Here is a 15,672-nt window from a genome sequence, read left to right as displayed (position 1 = left end):
TTCGCTGACGTCCGTACTCACCTAAGGAAAATCGTAAATAGAAAAAAAGCTAGATGAAAATCTAGCCTTATTTCTATTAACGATTAATGGGTTGTTTTTCTTTATCTAAAGTAAAGCCTTCGCCGAGAATTTCATGGGCTTCAGAAATGGTGATAAAGGCGAATGGATCAATCTGATTAATGATGTCTTTCATTTGTTTCATCTCATTCCGTGAAACGACACAGTAGACGATATCCAGGTCCTTACGGCTGTAATAGCCCATCCCGCGGATAAAGGTAATCCCGCGACCCAGATCGTCAGAAACCTTTTTGGCAATTTCTTCTGGTTTGGATGTAACGATAAGGAAGCCTTTTCCAGCAAAACCACCTTCTCCAATCAAGTCGATCACAAGGGTGTCAATCAGGATAAAGAAGAGGGTATACATAGCGGTACGGACATCTTGGAAGACAATGACCACAGTTGTCAGAACAATGGCATCTACAATCAACATGAGCTTTCCCATACTGAGGGAAGTGTATTTGTTAAAGATGCGAGCGAGGATATCGGTTCCTCCAGTGGTTCCTCCAGCATTGAAGATGATCCCTAGCCCCAAACCAAGCACAACCCCTGAGGCGATACAGGCAAGCAGAATATCTCCTTTAAAGGCTGTAAAGATAAAGTGATGGTAGTGGTGGCTGAGAGGCATAGCTTCAAAAATTGCCATCCATGCCGAAACCGAGAAAGTCCCAAGTAAGCTCAGATAAAGAGATTTCTTGCCCAGCAGTTTCCAAGCCAGAACGAAAAGAGGGATATTGATCAGCAAGTTCATCAGGGATACGGGGACTTTTAAGAGGTAATAGGTGATCAAGGTAATCCCTGTCGCTCCTCCTTCATAGAAGTGAAAGGGAATGACCAAAAAATAGATCCCAAACGAAAAAATGCCGGCCCCCAAGATGATAGCCAGAATATCTTTAAATTTAAACATGATAGGTTGTCTCCTAAAACTTTATAAGATCATTGTAACAAAAAAGTGAAAAAATGAAAATGACTTTGAAAAATTTTCTCTCCTAAAATACAAGATTTTTACCCTTATTTTTGGTAAAATAAAAAGAAGAAAAACAGAAAGAGGATACTATGGTAAACGGTACATTAATTTCATTTGAAGGTCCAGAAGGAGCGGGGAAATCATCGGTCCTAGAAGCCGTTTTGCCTCTACTTGAAGAAAAAGGAATTCCTTTTATTACAACCCGTGAACCAGGCGGTGTAGACATTGCAGAAAAGATCCGCCAAGTCATTTTAGATCCAGACCATACTCGTATGGATGCTAAGACCGAGTTGTTGCTTTATATTGCTAGTCGCCGGCAGCATTTGGTGGAACGTGTCTTGCCAGCCCTTGCAGCTGGGAAGATTGTCTTGATGGACCGCTTTATTGATAGCTCGGTCGCTTATCAAGGGTATGGTCGCGGTCTGAGTGTGGAAGATATCGAGTGGCTCAATCAATTCGCGACAGATGGTCTTAAACCAGATCTCACCCTTTACTTTGATCTGGATGTTGAAGAAGGGCTCGCCCGAATTGCCAAAAACCAAGAGCGGGAAGTCAATCGTTTGGATTTGGAAGGTTTGGAGCTTCACCAAAAAGTCAGACAAGGTTATTTGGCCTTGTACGAAAAGGAACCAGAGCGCATTGTGAAAATCGATGCCAGTCAATCCTTTGAAGCAGTCTTTGCGGATGTCTTGGCTGTTTTAGAAAATCGCTTGGGGATATTGAAATGAAGCTAGAAGAGATCCAACAGCTCCAGCCAGAATTGGTGGAGCGCTTCACCCAGATCTTGGAACACAAACAGCTCAGTCATGCTTATCTCTTTACGGGTTCTTTTGCCAGTTTTGAGATGGCCCTCTTGCTAGCTCAAAGTCAATTTTGCGAAGATTTGCAGGGAGTCTGGCCTTGTGGCAAATGCCGTTCCTGCCGCTTGATTGAAGAAGAAGAATTCTCAGACGTAAAGATCGTGCGTCCAGTCAACCAAATCATTAAGACGGACCGCATTCGCTCGCTCGTTCAAGACTTTTCTCAATCAGGATTTGAAGGAAGTCGGCAGGTCTTTATCGTCCAAGATGCGGATAAGATGCATACCAATGCGGCCAATTCTCTCTTAAAAGTCATGGAGGAGCCCCAGAGTGAGATCTATCTCTTCTTGTTGACTTCCGATGAAAACTTGATCTTACCGACCATCAAGAGTCGGGCCCAGCAGGTCCATTTTCCTAAAAAGCAAGCCTACCTAACCGAACTGCTAGAAAAAGAAGGCTTGATCAAATCACAGGCAAATTTAGTAGCTCGTTTTAGTTTTAGTCTCGAAGAAGCAGAGCAACAAAAAAAGAATGCTACATTTTTTGAACTGGCAAAAGTTTGTGATCAGTTCATCGAACGTTGCCAATCCAATTTGAATCGTGCTTATTTGGAAGTGACCCGCTTAGTGAGCCTAGCAGATGATAAGGAAAAACAAAGCCAGGCCTTTCGTTTGATGGAGTTGGCTTTAGAAGAGCAGTTGCGCTTGAGTAGATCTCAGCAGTTGCTTGAGAAATTGAGTCTTGCTCGCAGGATGTGGAAGGCCAATGTTTCTTTTCAAAATGCTCTAGAATATATGGTTTTGAGCTTAGAAAGTTAAGGAGTCAGAATGAATAAAAAAGAATTATTTGATGCTTTAGACGGCTTTTCTCAGAATTTGTTGGTCACCTTGGCTGAAGTCGAAGCCATCAAGAAAAATTTGAAACAAGTCATCGAAGAAAATACAGCTCTTCGCTTAGAAAATGATAAATTGAGAGAGCGTTTGGGGGAAGTTGAGAAGACCGCATCCGCAAAGTCACAACACCATGGCCGTGAAAATTTGCAACGAATTTACAACGACGGCTTTCATATTTGCACCTATTCCTATGGTCAACGCCGTGAGAACGATGAAGAGTGTATGTTTTGTGACGAGTTGTTATTTAGGGAGTAAGCATGCAGATCCAACGAAGTTTTAAAGGGGAAAAGAAAACAGGGGTCCTCTACCTAGTCCCAACACCGATCGGCAATCGTGAGGATATGAGTTACCGCATGGTCCAGACCTTAAAGGATGTGGACTTGATCGCAGCAGAGGATACCAGAAATACAGGTCTCTTGCTCAAGCATTTTGAGATTAGGACTCCCCAGACTAGCTTTCATGAGCATAATGCCCAGGAGAAAATTCCAGATCTGATCGCCCATTTAGAATCTGGAAAAGATTTGGCGCAGGTCTCAGATGCAGGACTCCCAAGTATCTCTGACCCTGGTCATGATTTGGTCAAGGCAGCGATTGAACGCGAGATTCCTGTCGTAGCTATTCCTGGCCCAAGTGCAGGGATTACAGGTTTGATTGCCAGTGGCTTAGCACCTCAACCTCATATTTTTTATGGATTTCTGCCTCGCAAAGAGGGGCAACAAAAGGCCTTTTTCCAAGAAAAAGTGGCCTATCCGGAGACACAGATCTTTTATGAGTCTCCCCATCGGGTGAAAGCGACCTTAGAGAATATGTTGGCTGTCTATGGGGATCGTCCGGTTGTCTTGGTTCGTGAATTGACCAAGATCTACGAAGAATATACTCGCGGCAGCATTTCAGAGTTAGTCGCATTTCTTGAAGAAAATCCCCTCAAAGGGGAGTGCCTCTTGATCGTCGAAGGAGCTAAGGAAGAAGTGCTAGACCTAGAAGAGGTCGACTTGATCCAAGAGATCGATACCTTGGTCCAAGAGGGGATGAAGAAGAATCAAGCAATCAAACAGGTCGCCAAACAATACGGCCTGCAAAAGAGTGAGCTTTATGCTCGTTACCATCAAGAGTAGGAAAGGTTGAAAGCAGGATGGAAATTAGAATGGCTTATCCAAATGAGATCCAGCGAATTATGGAAATCATCCAAGATGCCAAGGAAAGCCTGGCTCAAAGACAGGTTGACCAGTGGCAGGATGGTTATCCAGATGAAGAGATCATTTTTGAGGATATACTAGAAAGTCGTGGCTATGTAGCGGTTGAAGATCAGGAAGTCGTCGCCTATGCTGCCGTCCACAAGGGAAATGAAGCAGCCTATAATGAGATTTACGATGGCAAGTGGGAGCATGACAACTATATGTATATCACTTTTCACCGTGTCGCTGTGGCCAAAGAAGCTGCTGGCAAAGGGGTGGCTCAAACCTTCCTTCAAGGTTTGATCGAAGGAGAAAAAGGGCCGGATTTCCGTTGCGATACGCACCCGGATAATCTAGTCATGCAACATTTGCTTGAAAAATTAGGCTACCATTATTGTGGAAAGGTCCCAATTGATGGCGTCCGTCTGGCTTATCAAAAGATCAAACGAAAAGCAGAAACCAGTCTATTCCAAGTGGTCTCAGAAGAGGACCGCTGGGACCAAAGAGCAGAAGCGGCTTACAATGACACTCTATCTTAAACAATTCTATGAGAGCCCTATGGGACTTCTTTCGATCATTGTCAGCGAAGAAGGCCTTGTAGAGCTTGATTTTTATAATCCGAAAGAAGATGCGCCTGATCCTTTTGGGGCGCTGGAGCAGTTCCATCCCTACCATGAGAAGGTAAAGGAGTGGTTGGACCATTATTTTGCTGGGGCCCCAATTGCGATCAGCTTTCCACTAGCGCCGCAAGGGACAGCTTTTCAAGAGCGGGTGTGGCAGTTATTGAGAGAGATCCCCTATGGTGAGACCAAGACCTATGGGCAGCTAGCCCAGGATCTTTCTTGTGGTTCAGCCCAGGCCGTGGGACAAGCAGTTGGGCGCAATCCCTTGTCGATCCTAGTTCCCTGTCACCGCGTGATGGGAAAAAATGGAGAATTGACAGGCTATGCGTCCGGACTCGATCGTAAACGCTGGCTCTTACAACACGAAGGAATTACCTGGAAGGAGAAATGAAATCGATGTATACCTTTATTGAATATCCAAAATGTTCGACTTGTCGAAAGGCTAAATCAGAATTGGACGGTCTCCAATGTGAGTTTCAGAGCCAAAATATTGTAACCGAAACACCGACTAGTCAAGAATTACAGGACTGGATGGCAGCATCTGGCCTACCAATCAAGTCTTTCTTTAATACCAGCGGGATGAAATACCGGGAACTCGGCTTGAAAGATAAGGTAGATCAACTGACAATAGAAGAAGCAGCGGATCTTTTGGCTAGCGACGGTATGCTGATCAAGCGCCCCCTACTTGTCAAAGACGGAAAAGTGGTTCAAGTTGGCTACCGGAAACCCTACGCAGACTTAGATTTGTAAAAGAAAAGGGAGTTGGACTCCCTTTTCATTTTGAGTTGAAGATGATATAATCATACGAGTGAAATCAATGAAAGAGAGTCAAGCATGAGTATTTTAGAAGTGAAAAATTTGAGTCACGGTTTTGGGGACCGTGCGATTTTTGAGGATGTGTCTTTCCGTTTGTTAAAGGGAGAGCATATCGGTCTGGTCGGGGCCAATGGTGAAGGAAAATCGACCTTCATGAGCATCGTGACCGGTAAGATGCAACCAGACGAAGGAAAGGTCGAGTGGTCTAAGTATGTGACGGCTGGTTACCTGGACCAGCATTCGGTTTTAGAAGAAGGACAAACGGTGCGCGATGTCTTGCGGACAGCTTTTGATGAGTTGTTCACAGCAGAAGCTCGGATCAATGACCTCTATATGGCCATGGCAGAAGACGGAGCTGATGTCGATGCTCTCATGGAAGAGGTTGGGGAACTCCAAGAGCGTCTAGAAAGTCGTGATTTTTATACCTTGGATGCCAAGATAGATGAAGTGGCGCGTGCTCTTGGGGTCATGGATTTTGGCATGGAGACGGATGTGACCTCCTTGTCAGGTGGGCAACGGACCAAGGTCCTCTTGGCCAAACTCCTCCTTGAAAAACCAGATATCTTGCTACTAGATGAGCCGACCAACTACTTGGATGCAGAGCACATCGATTGGCTCAAGCGCTATTTGCAAAATTATGAAAATGCCTTTGTCCTCATTTCCCATGATATTCCATTCTTGAACGATGTGATCAATATCGTCTACCATGTGGAAAATCAGCAGTTAACCCGCTATTCAGGAGACTACTACCAATTCCTTGAAGTCTATGAAATGAAGAAATCGCAATTGGAAGCGGCTTATGAGCGCCAGCAAAAAGAGATTGCTGATTTGAAAGATTTCGTAGCCCGCAATAAGGCGCGTGTGGCTACACGGAATATGGCCATGTCTCGTCAGAAGAAGCTGGACAAGATGGAACTCATTGAGTTGCAAAGCGAGAAACCAAAGCCATCCTTTGAATTTAAAAATGCTCGGACTCCTGGACGCTTTATCTTCCAGGCTAAGGATCTTCAGATTGGCTATGATCGTCCTTTGACCAAGCCTTTGAACCTAACGTTTGAACGCAATCAAAAGGTAGCCATCATCGGAGCCAACGGGATCGGGAAAACCACTCTCTTGAAGAGCTTGCTGGGAATCATCCCACCAATCGCTGGAGAAGTCGAGCGTGGAGATTACCTAGAGCTTGGTTACTTCGAGCAAGAGGTCGAAGGTGGCAATCGTCAAACACCACTAGAAGCAGTCTGGAATGCCTTTCCGGCTCTCAACCAAGCAGAAGTCCGTGCCGCCCTTGCCCGCTGTGGCTTGACGACCAAACACATCGAGAGCCAAATCCAGGTGTTATCCGGTGGGGAGCAAGCTAAGGTACGCTTCTGTCTCTTGATGAACCGTGAAAACAATGTCTTGGTACTAGACGAACCAACCAACCACTTGGATGTGGATGCCAAAGATGAATTGAAACGGGCTCTGAAAGAGTACAAGGGATCGATTCTCATGGTTTGCCACGAGCCAGACTTCTATGAAGGCTGGATGGATCAAATCTGGGACTTTAATGAATTGACGTAAAGACAAAGAGAGAAACTTGTCTCGCTTTTTAGAATGAAGAAATTTTGTTGTTTACATAAAGCGGCATAACTAATTCAAAAAATCTAAATGATTCTATTTTTAAATTTAGTCAAGTAATGACCGAAACATTCCGCAGTGAGAAAAGTGCCTGAAACAGATTTGTTTCAGGCACACGGAATTATTGAGACCTTAGGCTCAATAATTAGTCATGGAACTTCGCAGAAGTTCGCTGACGTCCGTACTCACCTAAGGAAAGTTTCTAAGAAAAATTTACATTTGATAGAAAAAGAGAACCGTTTGGTTCTCTTTTCATTATTTCTTGAAATTATAGTCTTTTAAGATCTCGATTTTTTCAATCTTGATGTCTATTTTTGGTTTGTCCTTATCATCAGTTTCGGCAGACGCAATTTTATCGACCACATCCATGCCATCGATGACTTGTCCAAAGACAGTGTAGTTGCCACCATCAAGGGTTGGATTTCCACCATTTTTATAAGCATCGATGATCTTAGCTGGGAAGCGGTCAGTCGGGAGCTTGCTAGAAATATCATCCTTATTTTGGTTGATATAGAATTGACTACCATTGGTATTTGGACCAGAATTGGCCATGGCAAGGGCTCCACGAAGGTTGTAAAGGTATGGAGAATACTCATTCTCAAAACCAGTACCTGAATCTTTGGATTTGTCTTTGCCCTTCCAGATGGACTCGCCACCCGTACCGTCTCCCTTAGGATCCCCAGTTTGGATCATAAAGTTGTTAATAACACGGTGGAAGAGTAAGCCATTGTAGTAGCCTTCTTTTGCGTGGGTCAAGAAGTTTTCAACTGCAAGGGGCGCATATTTAGGGAAGAGCTTCACAGTGATGTCGCCTTCAGTTGTCGTGATTTTAACCTCTGCTTCGTCTTCAGCCACATCAGTTGAGAGTTGTGGGAAGACAGCATTTTCATTGGTCATGGCATCGTTAAAATCTTTGCGCAGTTGTTCTAATTTTTTTTGTTCTTCTTCAATTTTCTTTTGATCTTTTTCACTAGAGCTAGAAGTTGCTGTCTGCTCTGTCTTTTCTTTGCTTGAGCTTGAAGAGTTAGCGTCAGTCTTATTAGACGAACAAGCTGTCAAAGCCAAGCCGGAAAATAATAGTAGTGCGATTAATTTTTTCATATTCTTCCTTTCCAACATAGTTGTCTTTTTCTATTGTACCTTAATTTTGCGATACTTTCAAATCTGGACGGGATTCTCTATTTTCTGAGGTTGTTTCAAGACCGATAACATTTGATAAATCACTAATTAAGAAGGAAGTTGCGTATAGATGGAAAATTCGGTATGATGGGAGATATGTTAATTTGTTTGAAAATGAACGAATTCCCTCAAAAACCGTATCATGAATAGGAGGCTACAAATTGGATTATAAAACTCTACGCAAAAACTATAGACTCTATATTAGATCTGCAGGCTTGTTAGCAATGCTTCTGATCTTTTGCATTGGATTAGTGGTCAGGGATAATCTTCTTCAGACTGCTGGCGTTTTATTGGTTATTGCATGCTTGATTTTATTCATCCAATTGCTCAAGAAAAGCTACACCAACAAGTGCAACACCTTGCTCCGTGTAGACTTAGATTTAGCTTTTTGGCAGCAATACCTTCAGTTGAACAAGAATGTGAAAAAAGCTATTTCACAGATAGATATTAAGCTGACATCGGTTGCCTATTCTTTTATGATGGGAGATTTTGATACTGTCATAAAAGAAGCTAGGGAAGCACTTAGTCGGACGGATTATCCGCAGAAATATAAAAACTTTTTTGAAAGTTATCTCATGCGATCAACTGTCCTGACAGATCCTGATTTGTCTAGAGGAGAACTGGAGGGTAGGTTGAATGAATTGACTATCACAGACCCGACACTGGCTGAGAAAACAAGAAAGGTCTGTCTTGCCCTTTATGATTTAACCATTGCGCACCAAAGTAATGACTATTTCGAAGATTTAAGCAATGATTTCAAGTACCAGCAGTTGGAAATTATCTACTACCAAGCCTTGAATGCTACTCTTAAAGGCGATCAGCACAGAGCCAATGATCTCTTTCGCAAGTTAGTCTCAGAAGATGAGTTGCTCTATATCGTTCGAAAGGCTAAGCAATACTTGAAGGATGAAGGCAGTCATCTGTAAATCCTCCAATCAAAATAGAGATTAATTGAAAGAGCCTGAACAAACACAAGGAATTATTAAAAAATGAATAAGAATTTTAACGAGATGTCGTTTGATGAATTGAAATGTTACCGCAGAGAAGGTCTATGGAGATCTTTGGGACTATTGCTGGTCATTATTTTGGTTATTACGGGCATGGTCCTGATGGAAGTGAACCATGTTTCTCCGTCCAATCAGAATCGTTTTCGGGTTATTGGTTTGACAACGGTCATTGCGCTCTTTGGCTACCTGATGCCTCTGATGGCAGCAAATCGTGTCATGCGAGACCACCCGGATTGGGTCAAGAATTCAGGGATTCGAGCGAAAATTCCCTTGCCGATGGCTTGGCATGTCAAGAGACTTTGCGTCATTGGAGCGAGTTTATTGGTAATTGGAGTAGGATTTGCTTCGTCATTTAAACCACAAGTCCAGTAGACAAATCTGAAGGATCAACAAGATAATATCCAAGTCAATAATGTAATCGATGTGCCTGCTATTGAAGTGCCTACGAGTGATAGTCAGGACTAGTAAGTGACAGATTGAATCTAAAAGGGGGAAACATGAAACTTTTTACTTACTCATTTGAAGAAAGTCAATCCTTCGTAAATGAGACCATTATTAGCCGCTTTAACGATAAGGGAAATTGGAAAAGATTTATTGGTATGCCTTTATTTTCTGCAATAGTCTATCTACTTTATATCCTTCTTCCAGCAGTCTTTAAGGGAATAAGATTAGATGGAGATGGGGATGTTGCCTATCAATGGTTAAATTTACCTCTTTTGTTTGTTCTACTTTCATTTTATTTGGTCTACATTTTCTATTCGTTTAAATATCGAAAGAAAAAAATGATCTTGAAATATCTCACTTATTGTTATATGTACCTTCTATTACTATTTATGGAATTAGGATTTGTATTAATTGGGATTTTTTGCAGAAAACTTCTCGGTTTTTTATCAGCAGGATTAACGATAGTTGTTGTGATATATCTCTTTAGGACGGTCCCGAAAAAGATAAAGGCTGCGGTTGAAGAAAGAAAACCCTATGCTTCCTTGGCTGCCCTAGCAACAGAAAAAATAACAGATCAATTATTGATCTGGGGAGGAAGTGGAGTTACAGCGGGTTTGGTATTGTTTGATCGTTCAAATCATACAAATGTAAGAGGGAGCATTGATGCCATCTTAATGCCATTCTGTCCCGCTATTATGGCTGTCGCTCTTTATGTCTTCTTTTTAGAAATAGTAGGGGGTTACTACCTATTTTTGTACTACGAACAATACAAAGAAAAATATGATATTTTAACAAAAGTTTAGCTTAAGAAAAACTTATAGAAACAGTGCCCACTGGGTGCTGTTTTTTTACTTTTTTTTGAAAAATTGAGGAAAGGATTTTACTAGAGAACTAGTTTAGAAATGTGGTATAATAAAGGTTATGGCAAACAATAATCAATCAAAAAAAACACGGTCGACGAGACGACTGTCCAAAGCAGAATTAGAAAGAAAAAAAGCAATTCACCGCATGATTGTGACCATTCTGATTAGTCTGGTTTTAGTCTTTGCGGCCTTGAAATTGGGAGCAGTAGGGGTCTTGGCCTACAACTTAATCCGACTCTTTGTTGGGAGTTTGGCTTACTTGGCTATTTTAGCGACCTTTTTCTACCTCTATGCCTTTAAATGGCTGGACAAACACGAAGGGGTTATTTCAGGATTCCTAAGCTTCTTTGCTGGACTTCTCTTGATGTTTCAGGCCTTCTTTGTATCCTCCCTTCATTTAGACAATAATGGAATCAAGGTCACCTTTTCAAGAATCATGGCAGACCTGATTCATCTGCGAGTGGAGAGTTTTGCTGGTGGTGGTATGATCGGTGCTCTACTTTATGCTCCGATTTCCTTCCTGTTTTCAAATATTGGCTCTTATTTTATTGGCCTTCTCTTTATTGGATTGGGGATCCTCTTGATGAGTCCTTACTCCATCTATGATTTGTTTGAAAAGGGATCGGAAGCCTTCCACGCTTCTATGGAAAAACGCAAAGAACGTCGCGAGCAGAAATTCCTTGAAAAGGAAGCGAGAGCTGCTGAGGAAGCTGCTGCAGCTGAAAGAGAGCAAGAAGAAGCAAGTGCAGTTCTTCCAACTCCCCTTTCAATGGAAGGGCATCCTGTAGACCCTGAAACGGGAGAGGTTCTGGCGGAAGAGCCGTTCACAGAGACCTTCCCAGAAGCCGAAATTTTCACACCAGCAACACCAGAGATCTACCTGCCAGATCAAGAATGGCCTGAAGAGCCTGAAGCATACGAAGAGCTTCCGGAAGCTGAAGAATTCGAGGACGATGGGGAAGAAGTTCAAGTGGATTTCACACCTAAGGAACTCCTCCAGTACAAGCTTCCAACCATTGATCTCTTCGCACCTGACAAGCCGAAAAATCAATCTAAAGAGAAAAACATCGTTCGTCAGAATATCCGCATTTTGGAAGAAACCTTTGCAAGCTTCAATATCAAGGCGACTGTGGAGCGGGCAGAAATCGGTCCTTCTGTTACCAAATATGAAGTCAAGCCAGCTGTCGGTGTGCGGGTCAACCGCATTTCGAACCTAGCAGATGATTTGGCCTTGGCTCTAGCTGCCAAGGATGTGCGGATTGAAGCACCGATTCCAGGGAAGTCTCTGGTCGGGATTGAAGTGCCCAACTCAGAGATTGCGACCGTTTCCTTCCGTGAATTGTGGGAGCAGTCCAAAACAGATCCAGCTAAACTCCTTGAGATTCCTCTTGGGAAGGCTGTAGATGGCTCGGCACGAACCTTTGATTTGGCTCGGATGCCCCACCTCTTGGTAGCGGGTTCTACTGGATCTGGTAAGTCAGTAGCGGTCAATGGGATTATTTCGAGTATCTTGATGAAGGCTCGTCCGGACGAAGTCAAGTTTATGATGGTCGATCCAAAGATGGTGGAGCTTTCTGTCTACAATGATATTCCTCACCTCTTGATTCCAGTGGTGACCAACCCACGTAAGGCCAGTCGGGCCCTGCAGAAGGTCGTTGATGAGATGGAAAATCGGTACGAGCTCTTCTCGAAAGTGGGTGCTCGCAATATTGCTGGCTTTAATGCCAAGGTGGCTGAGTACAATGCCCAGTCTGAGATGAAGCAAGTACCCCTTCCATTGATCGTGGTCATTGTCGATGAGTTGGCAGACTTGATGATGGTCGCAAGTAAAGAAGTGGAAGATGCCATTATCCGCCTTGGACAAAAGGCGCGTGCAGCGGGGATCCACATGATTCTCGCGACCCAACGGCCATCGGTTGACGTTATCTCAGGTTTGATCAAGGCCAATGTGCCTTCCCGTGTCGCTTTTGCGGTATCATCTGGGACCGACTCACGGACCATCTTGGATGAAAATGGAGCAGAGAAATTGCTCGGTCGCGGAGACATGCTCTTTAAACCGATTGATGAAAATCATCCAATCCGTCTACAAGGATCCTTTATCTCAGATGACGATGTGGAGCGGATTGTCAACTTTGTCAAAGAGCAGGCAGAAGCCGATTATGATGATGCCTTTGATCCAGGAGAAGTATCGGAGTCAGACTTTGATGGAGGTATGGGTGGCTCAGACGAGGGTGATCCTCTCTTTGAAGAGGCCAAAGCGCTCGTCATCGAGACCCAAAAAGCCAGTGCTTCGATGATCCAGCGTCGCTTATCGGTTGGTTTTAACCGGGCGACTCGCCTCATGGAAGAGTTGGAAGCAGCAGGTGTGATTGGACCAGCTGAAGGGACCAAGCCTCGAAAAGTATTGCAACAATCATAAGGATAGGGAAAAAGGGCGCTTGTCCCACTCCCTTTTCTTTTTATAGAAAATAGAAAGTAGGACCAGATGAAGTTAGACACGATTCATCATATTGCCATCATTGGACGGGATCGCGATGCTATGTTGCATTTTTATGTGGACCAGTTGGGCTTTGCGATTGTCAGTGAGTATGACCGTCCCGAACGCGGAGATATCTTGATCAATCTCCGTCAGGGCCAGCTGACTTTAGAACTCTTTATCAAATCGACGGCCCCAGAACGTCCGAAGTTCCCCTTGCCTGAGCATGCGGGACTGCGTCATCTGGCCTTTAAAGTGGACGATGTAGAGACCTATCTAGCTAAATTGGATCAGCTAGGTATTGAGAGTACAGGCCTTCGCCATGATGACTTTGATGGTAAGAAGATGGCATTTTTCTTTGATCCAGAAGGATTGCCCTTGGAAATACATGAGTGAGGAAAGCAATGGATAGATTAGAAGGACTCAGTCAGGAAGAAGTAGCAAAAAAGATCCAAGAGGGCAAGCAAAATAAGGTCACGATCAAGACAGAAAAAAGTGTAGGGCAGATCATTCGAGACAATGTCTTTACCTACTTTAATCTGATTTTTCTGGTTTTAGCGGTCTTGCTGGTAGCAGTGAAGTCTTGGAACAATCTCTTGTTTGTCCCGGTCGTCGTGGTCAACTCCTTGGTAGGAATTGTGCAGGAAGTCCGCTCTAGACGTATCTTGCGTCAGATGCAATTTCTACATATGAGTGAGGCGATCGTTCTTCGCGAAGAAAAAGAAGTCGCTCTACCTATCGATCAGCTGGTGGAGGGTGATTTGGTTCGCTTTCAAGCTGGAGATCAGATCTATGCGGACGGGGTTTTGCTGGATGGCGAGCTAAAAGTCGATGAGTCGCAATTGACCGGTGAAGCCGATGAGGTCAAAAAAGGAGCACAAGACGCACTCATGTCAGGTAGTTTTGTGATCGCTGGTCAAGGTTTAGCGCGACTGGAAAAAGTTGGGAACGACTCCTACATCAACCAATTGAGCTTGGAAGCCAAGCAAGTCAAGTCTCATGAGGAGTCCGATATGGTCCATGCGGTCAACCGAATCGTGGGGATCATTGGTCTCCTTATCATTCCGCTAGGCTCGCTCCTTTTTCTTCGTAGCTATATCAGCCTAGGCGATAGCCTCAAGCTCAGTGTGACTTCAACAGTCGGGGCCTTGATCGGGATGATTCCAGAAGGCTTGTATCTCTTGATGACCTTGGCACTGGCTCTGGGGGCTGTCAGATTAGCCAAGGAAAAGGTTCTGCTCAATAGCATGAAGGGGATTGAGACCTTATCGCGCGTGGATGTCCTTTGTGTCGATAAGACAGGGACTATTACAGAGCCAGGTATGGAAGTGACAGAGATTCGTCCAGTTAAAGACGCTCAAGACTTGGAAACTCTAGCTCAGTATGTAGAGGCTAGTATGGATCAAAACGATACCATGGATGCCATCCGAAAATTTCACAAGACACCAGTCAGCCAGCCATGGAAGGCTCTCGACATTCAGCCCTTTACGTCCAAGAAAAAATATGGGGCCATTGCCTTTGAATCTGGGATCTATGTATTAGGGGCACCAGAATTTGTTTTACGAGAGGGCTTCTCTGAGCTTGAACAAGAGATAGCTCCTGCTACTCAGGCAGGCAATCGGGTCTTGGCCTTTGGGAAATATAAGGGAGAACACCTGGGAGAGACTTTAGAGGCTCCTGTAGACTTGGTGGCCTGGATCATTCTCTCCAATCCTTTGAGAAAAAATGCCAAAGAAACCTTCGCCTACTTTAAACAACAAGGAGTGACCATTAAGGTCATTTCAGGGGACAACCCAGCTACGGTCTCAGCTATTGCACAAAAAGCAGGCATTGAAGGAGCAGAAAATCTGATCGATGCCAGAAGCTTACTGACGGAAGAAGACTTGCACCAAGCAGCGAGCCAATATACGGTCTTTGGTCGGGTGACACCAGAGCAAAAGAAAAGCCTTGTCGAAGGCTTGCAGGCAAAGGGGCATAAAGTCGCCATGACCGGAGATGGCGTCAACGATATTCTGGCCCTCAAAACAGCGGATTGTAGTATTGCGATGGAATCTGGAAATGATGCGACCAAAAAGATGGCGCAAGTGGTCTTGCTAGATTCCGACTTTGGAAAGATGCCGTCCATCGTGGCAGAAGGGCGGCGGGTAGTCAATAATATTCAACGATCAGCCAGTCTCTTTTTGATCAAGAATATCTTTTCCATTTTGTTGGCTATCTCAGTGACGCTCTTAGCCTTTACCTATCCCATCATGCCGTCGCAGATGTCTTTGATCAGTGGCTTTACGATTGGGATTCCAGGATTCTTTTTAGCGCTTGAGCCCAATAGCGAGCGCATCAAAGGGCGCTTTATCGAAACAGTCTTTAAAAATGCGCTACCTGCTGCCTTGACGGATTTTATACTGATCTTCAGTCTGGTATTGCTCTCTTCAACATTTGGCATGAGGTCAGAAGAACTCTCGAGTGCAGCCATCTGCTTGATGGCCTTTGTTGGATTTACCATCATCTACCAAGAATCCCAGCCTCTCAATCACTACAAGAGACTGGTTCTTCTAGGAAATATCCTAGCTTTCCTGGTTTCAAGTAGTATCCTAGGTAGATTCTTTAACATGAGCCCCTTGAGACTTCAAACGCTGCTTATCTGCGCCATCATGGCCGTTCTTTCTCTCATCTTGATTCAAGTTTTCAAGAAGTTGGTGGGCTGGTTCTTTCATCGGAAGAAATAAAAGAAAAGAGCAAAACAGATAAAATAGTTTCG

General features: G+C 44.0%; 16 protein-coding genes. 14 read left to right on the top strand and 2 right to left on the bottom strand.

The features are described from left to right. Positions 1–76 precede the first annotated feature (76 nt). The gene (locus HMPREF2918_RS08890) at positions 77–964 is read right to left on the bottom strand and encodes a YitT family protein (protein ID WP_070595295.1); all 888 of its coding nucleotides are present in this window, start codon (positions 962–964) and stop codon (positions 77–79) included. Positions 965–1,113: 149 nt separating this feature from the next. On the opposite strand from HMPREF2918_RS08890, the gene tmk reads away from it, so the two are divergent. The 8 genes from tmk to HMPREF2918_RS08850 all read left to right on the top strand — a co-directional run bounded on the left by tmk (position 1,114) and on the right by HMPREF2918_RS08850 (position 6,891). Then, positions 1,114–1,752 (top strand): dTMP kinase, encoded by a 639-nt coding sequence (gene tmk / locus HMPREF2918_RS08885; protein ID WP_021153665.1) that lies wholly within the window; start codon positions 1,114–1,116, stop codon positions 1,750–1,752. Next, entirely contained in the window at positions 1,749–2,642 is an 894-nt protein-coding gene (locus HMPREF2918_RS08880) for a DNA polymerase III subunit delta' (protein WP_049491212.1), read from the top strand. Before tmk ends, HMPREF2918_RS08880 begins: the two co-directional genes overlap by 4 nt. 9 nt (positions 2,643–2,651) lie before the next feature. Continuing rightward, positions 2,652–2,972 carry a DNA replication initiation control protein YabA gene (gene yabA, locus HMPREF2918_RS08875; protein WP_014713697.1) on the top strand — a complete coding sequence of 107 codons (321 nt, stop codon included), beginning with the start codon at positions 2,652–2,654 and terminating at the stop codon, positions 2,970–2,972. A 2-nt stretch (positions 2,973–2,974) separates the two neighbouring features. Further along, a complete protein-coding gene (gene rsmI, locus HMPREF2918_RS08870) occupies positions 2,975–3,832 on the top strand; it encodes a 16S rRNA (cytidine(1402)-2'-O)-methyltransferase (protein ID WP_049491210.1) in 858 nt (285 codons plus the stop codon). 17 nt (positions 3,833–3,849) lie between these two features. Further along, the gene (locus HMPREF2918_RS08865; protein WP_070595293.1) at positions 3,850–4,431 is read left to right on the top strand and encodes a GNAT family N-acetyltransferase; all 582 of its coding nucleotides are present in this window, start codon (positions 3,850–3,852) and stop codon (positions 4,429–4,431) included. Then, entirely contained in the window at positions 4,415–4,906 is a 492-nt protein-coding gene (locus HMPREF2918_RS08860; RefSeq protein ID WP_070595291.1) for a methylated-DNA--[protein]-cysteine S-methyltransferase, read from the top strand. The genes HMPREF2918_RS08865 and HMPREF2918_RS08860 overlap by 17 nt, the downstream gene beginning before the upstream one ends. A gap of 5 nt (positions 4,907–4,911) precedes the next feature. Further along, a complete protein-coding gene (locus HMPREF2918_RS08855; RefSeq protein ID WP_070595289.1) occupies positions 4,912–5,265 on the top strand; it encodes an arsenate reductase family protein in 354 nt (117 codons plus the stop codon). Between the two features lie 84 nt (positions 5,266–5,349). Further along, positions 5,350–6,891 (top strand): ABC-F family ATP-binding cassette domain-containing protein, encoded by a 1,542-nt coding sequence (locus tag HMPREF2918_RS08850; protein ID WP_049474316.1) that lies wholly within the window; start codon positions 5,350–5,352, stop codon positions 6,889–6,891. Positions 6,892–7,203: 312 nt separating this feature from the next. Here the strand turns inward: HMPREF2918_RS08850 and HMPREF2918_RS08845 are convergent, their stop codons facing one another. After that, positions 7,204–8,049 carry a peptidylprolyl isomerase gene (locus HMPREF2918_RS08845; protein ID WP_070595287.1) on the bottom strand — a complete coding sequence of 282 codons (846 nt, stop codon included), beginning with the start codon at positions 8,047–8,049 and terminating at the stop codon, positions 7,204–7,206. Between the two features lie 239 nt (positions 8,050–8,288). On the opposite strand from HMPREF2918_RS08845, the gene HMPREF2918_RS08840 reads away from it, so the two are divergent. The 6 genes from HMPREF2918_RS08840 (at position 8,289) to HMPREF2918_RS08815 (ending at position 15,640) form a co-directional block, all read left to right on the top strand. Continuing rightward, positions 8,289–9,053 (top strand): hypothetical protein, encoded by a 765-nt coding sequence (locus HMPREF2918_RS08840; protein WP_070595285.1) that lies wholly within the window; start codon positions 8,289–8,291, stop codon positions 9,051–9,053. Positions 9,054–9,116: 63 nt separating this feature from the next. After that, on the top strand, positions 9,117–9,506 hold the full coding sequence (locus tag HMPREF2918_RS08835; protein WP_070595283.1) for a hypothetical protein: 390 nt from the start codon (positions 9,117–9,119) through the stop codon (positions 9,504–9,506). Positions 9,507–9,631: 125 nt separating this feature from the next. After that, positions 9,632–10,381 carry a hypothetical protein gene (locus tag HMPREF2918_RS08830; RefSeq protein WP_049474320.1) on the top strand — a complete coding sequence of 250 codons (750 nt, stop codon included), beginning with the start codon at positions 9,632–9,634 and terminating at the stop codon, positions 10,379–10,381. A 118-nt stretch (positions 10,382–10,499) separates the two neighbouring features. Then, a complete protein-coding gene (locus HMPREF2918_RS08825) occupies positions 10,500–12,860 on the top strand; it encodes a DNA translocase FtsK (protein WP_070595281.1) in 2,361 nt (786 codons plus the stop codon). A gap of 66 nt (positions 12,861–12,926) precedes the next feature. Then, on the top strand, positions 12,927–13,313 hold the full coding sequence (locus HMPREF2918_RS08820) for an SMU1112c/YaeR family gloxylase I-like metalloprotein (RefSeq protein WP_070595278.1): 387 nt from the start codon (positions 12,927–12,929) through the stop codon (positions 13,311–13,313). A gap of 8 nt (positions 13,314–13,321) precedes the next feature. Further along, positions 13,322–15,640, top strand: coding sequence for an HAD-IC family P-type ATPase (locus HMPREF2918_RS08815; protein WP_070595276.1), 2,319 nt, complete (start codon positions 13,322–13,324; stop codon positions 15,638–15,640). The last annotated feature ends 32 nt before the right edge of the window (positions 15,641–15,672 follow it).

The sequence above is a fragment of the Streptococcus sp. HMSC065C01 genome, from assembly GCF_001813525.1.
GTDB classification, from domain to species: domain Bacteria; phylum Bacillota; class Bacilli; order Lactobacillales; family Streptococcaceae; genus Streptococcus; species Streptococcus parasanguinis_V.
This window is presented reverse-complemented; position numbering and strand designations above follow the sequence as displayed.

Excerpts from the sequence above, each read along its gene's own strand:
- rsmI (WP_049491210.1), top strand. The coding sequence starts at position 2,975 with ATGCAGATCCAACGAAGTTTTAAAGGGGAAAAGAAAACAGGGGTCCTC.
- HMPREF2918_RS08855 (WP_070595289.1), top strand. The coding sequence starts at position 4,912 with ATGTATACCTTTATTGAATATCCAAAATGTTCGACTTGTCGAAAGGCT.
- HMPREF2918_RS08850 (WP_049474316.1), top strand. The coding sequence starts at position 5,350 with ATGAGTATTTTAGAAGTGAAAAATTTGAGTCACGGTTTTGGGGACCGT.
- HMPREF2918_RS08860 (WP_070595291.1), top strand. The coding sequence starts at position 4,415 with ATGACACTCTATCTTAAACAATTCTATGAGAGCCCTATGGGACTTCTT.
- HMPREF2918_RS08815 (WP_070595276.1), top strand. The coding sequence starts at position 13,322 with ATGGATAGATTAGAAGGACTCAGTCAGGAAGAAGTAGCAAAAAAGATC.
- tmk (WP_021153665.1), top strand. The coding sequence starts at position 1,114 with ATGGTAAACGGTACATTAATTTCATTTGAAGGTCCAGAAGGAGCGGGG.
- HMPREF2918_RS08845 (WP_070595287.1), bottom strand. The coding sequence starts at position 8,049 with ATGAAAAAATTAATCGCACTACTATTATTTTCCGGCTTGGCTTTGACA.
- HMPREF2918_RS08880 (WP_049491212.1), top strand. The coding sequence starts at position 1,749 with ATGAAGCTAGAAGAGATCCAACAGCTCCAGCCAGAATTGGTGGAGCGC.
- HMPREF2918_RS08830 (WP_049474320.1), top strand. The coding sequence starts at position 9,632 with ATGAAACTTTTTACTTACTCATTTGAAGAAAGTCAATCCTTCGTAAAT.
- HMPREF2918_RS08835 (WP_070595283.1), top strand. The coding sequence starts at position 9,117 with ATGAATAAGAATTTTAACGAGATGTCGTTTGATGAATTGAAATGTTAC.
- HMPREF2918_RS08865 (WP_070595293.1), top strand. The coding sequence starts at position 3,850 with ATGGAAATTAGAATGGCTTATCCAAATGAGATCCAGCGAATTATGGAA.
- HMPREF2918_RS08890 (WP_070595295.1), bottom strand. The coding sequence starts at position 964 with ATGTTTAAATTTAAAGATATTCTGGCTATCATCTTGGGGGCCGGCATT.
- yabA (WP_014713697.1), top strand. The coding sequence starts at position 2,652 with ATGAATAAAAAAGAATTATTTGATGCTTTAGACGGCTTTTCTCAGAAT.
- HMPREF2918_RS08825 (WP_070595281.1), top strand. The coding sequence starts at position 10,500 with ATGGCAAACAATAATCAATCAAAAAAAACACGGTCGACGAGACGACTG.
- HMPREF2918_RS08820 (WP_070595278.1), top strand. The coding sequence starts at position 12,927 with ATGAAGTTAGACACGATTCATCATATTGCCATCATTGGACGGGATCGC.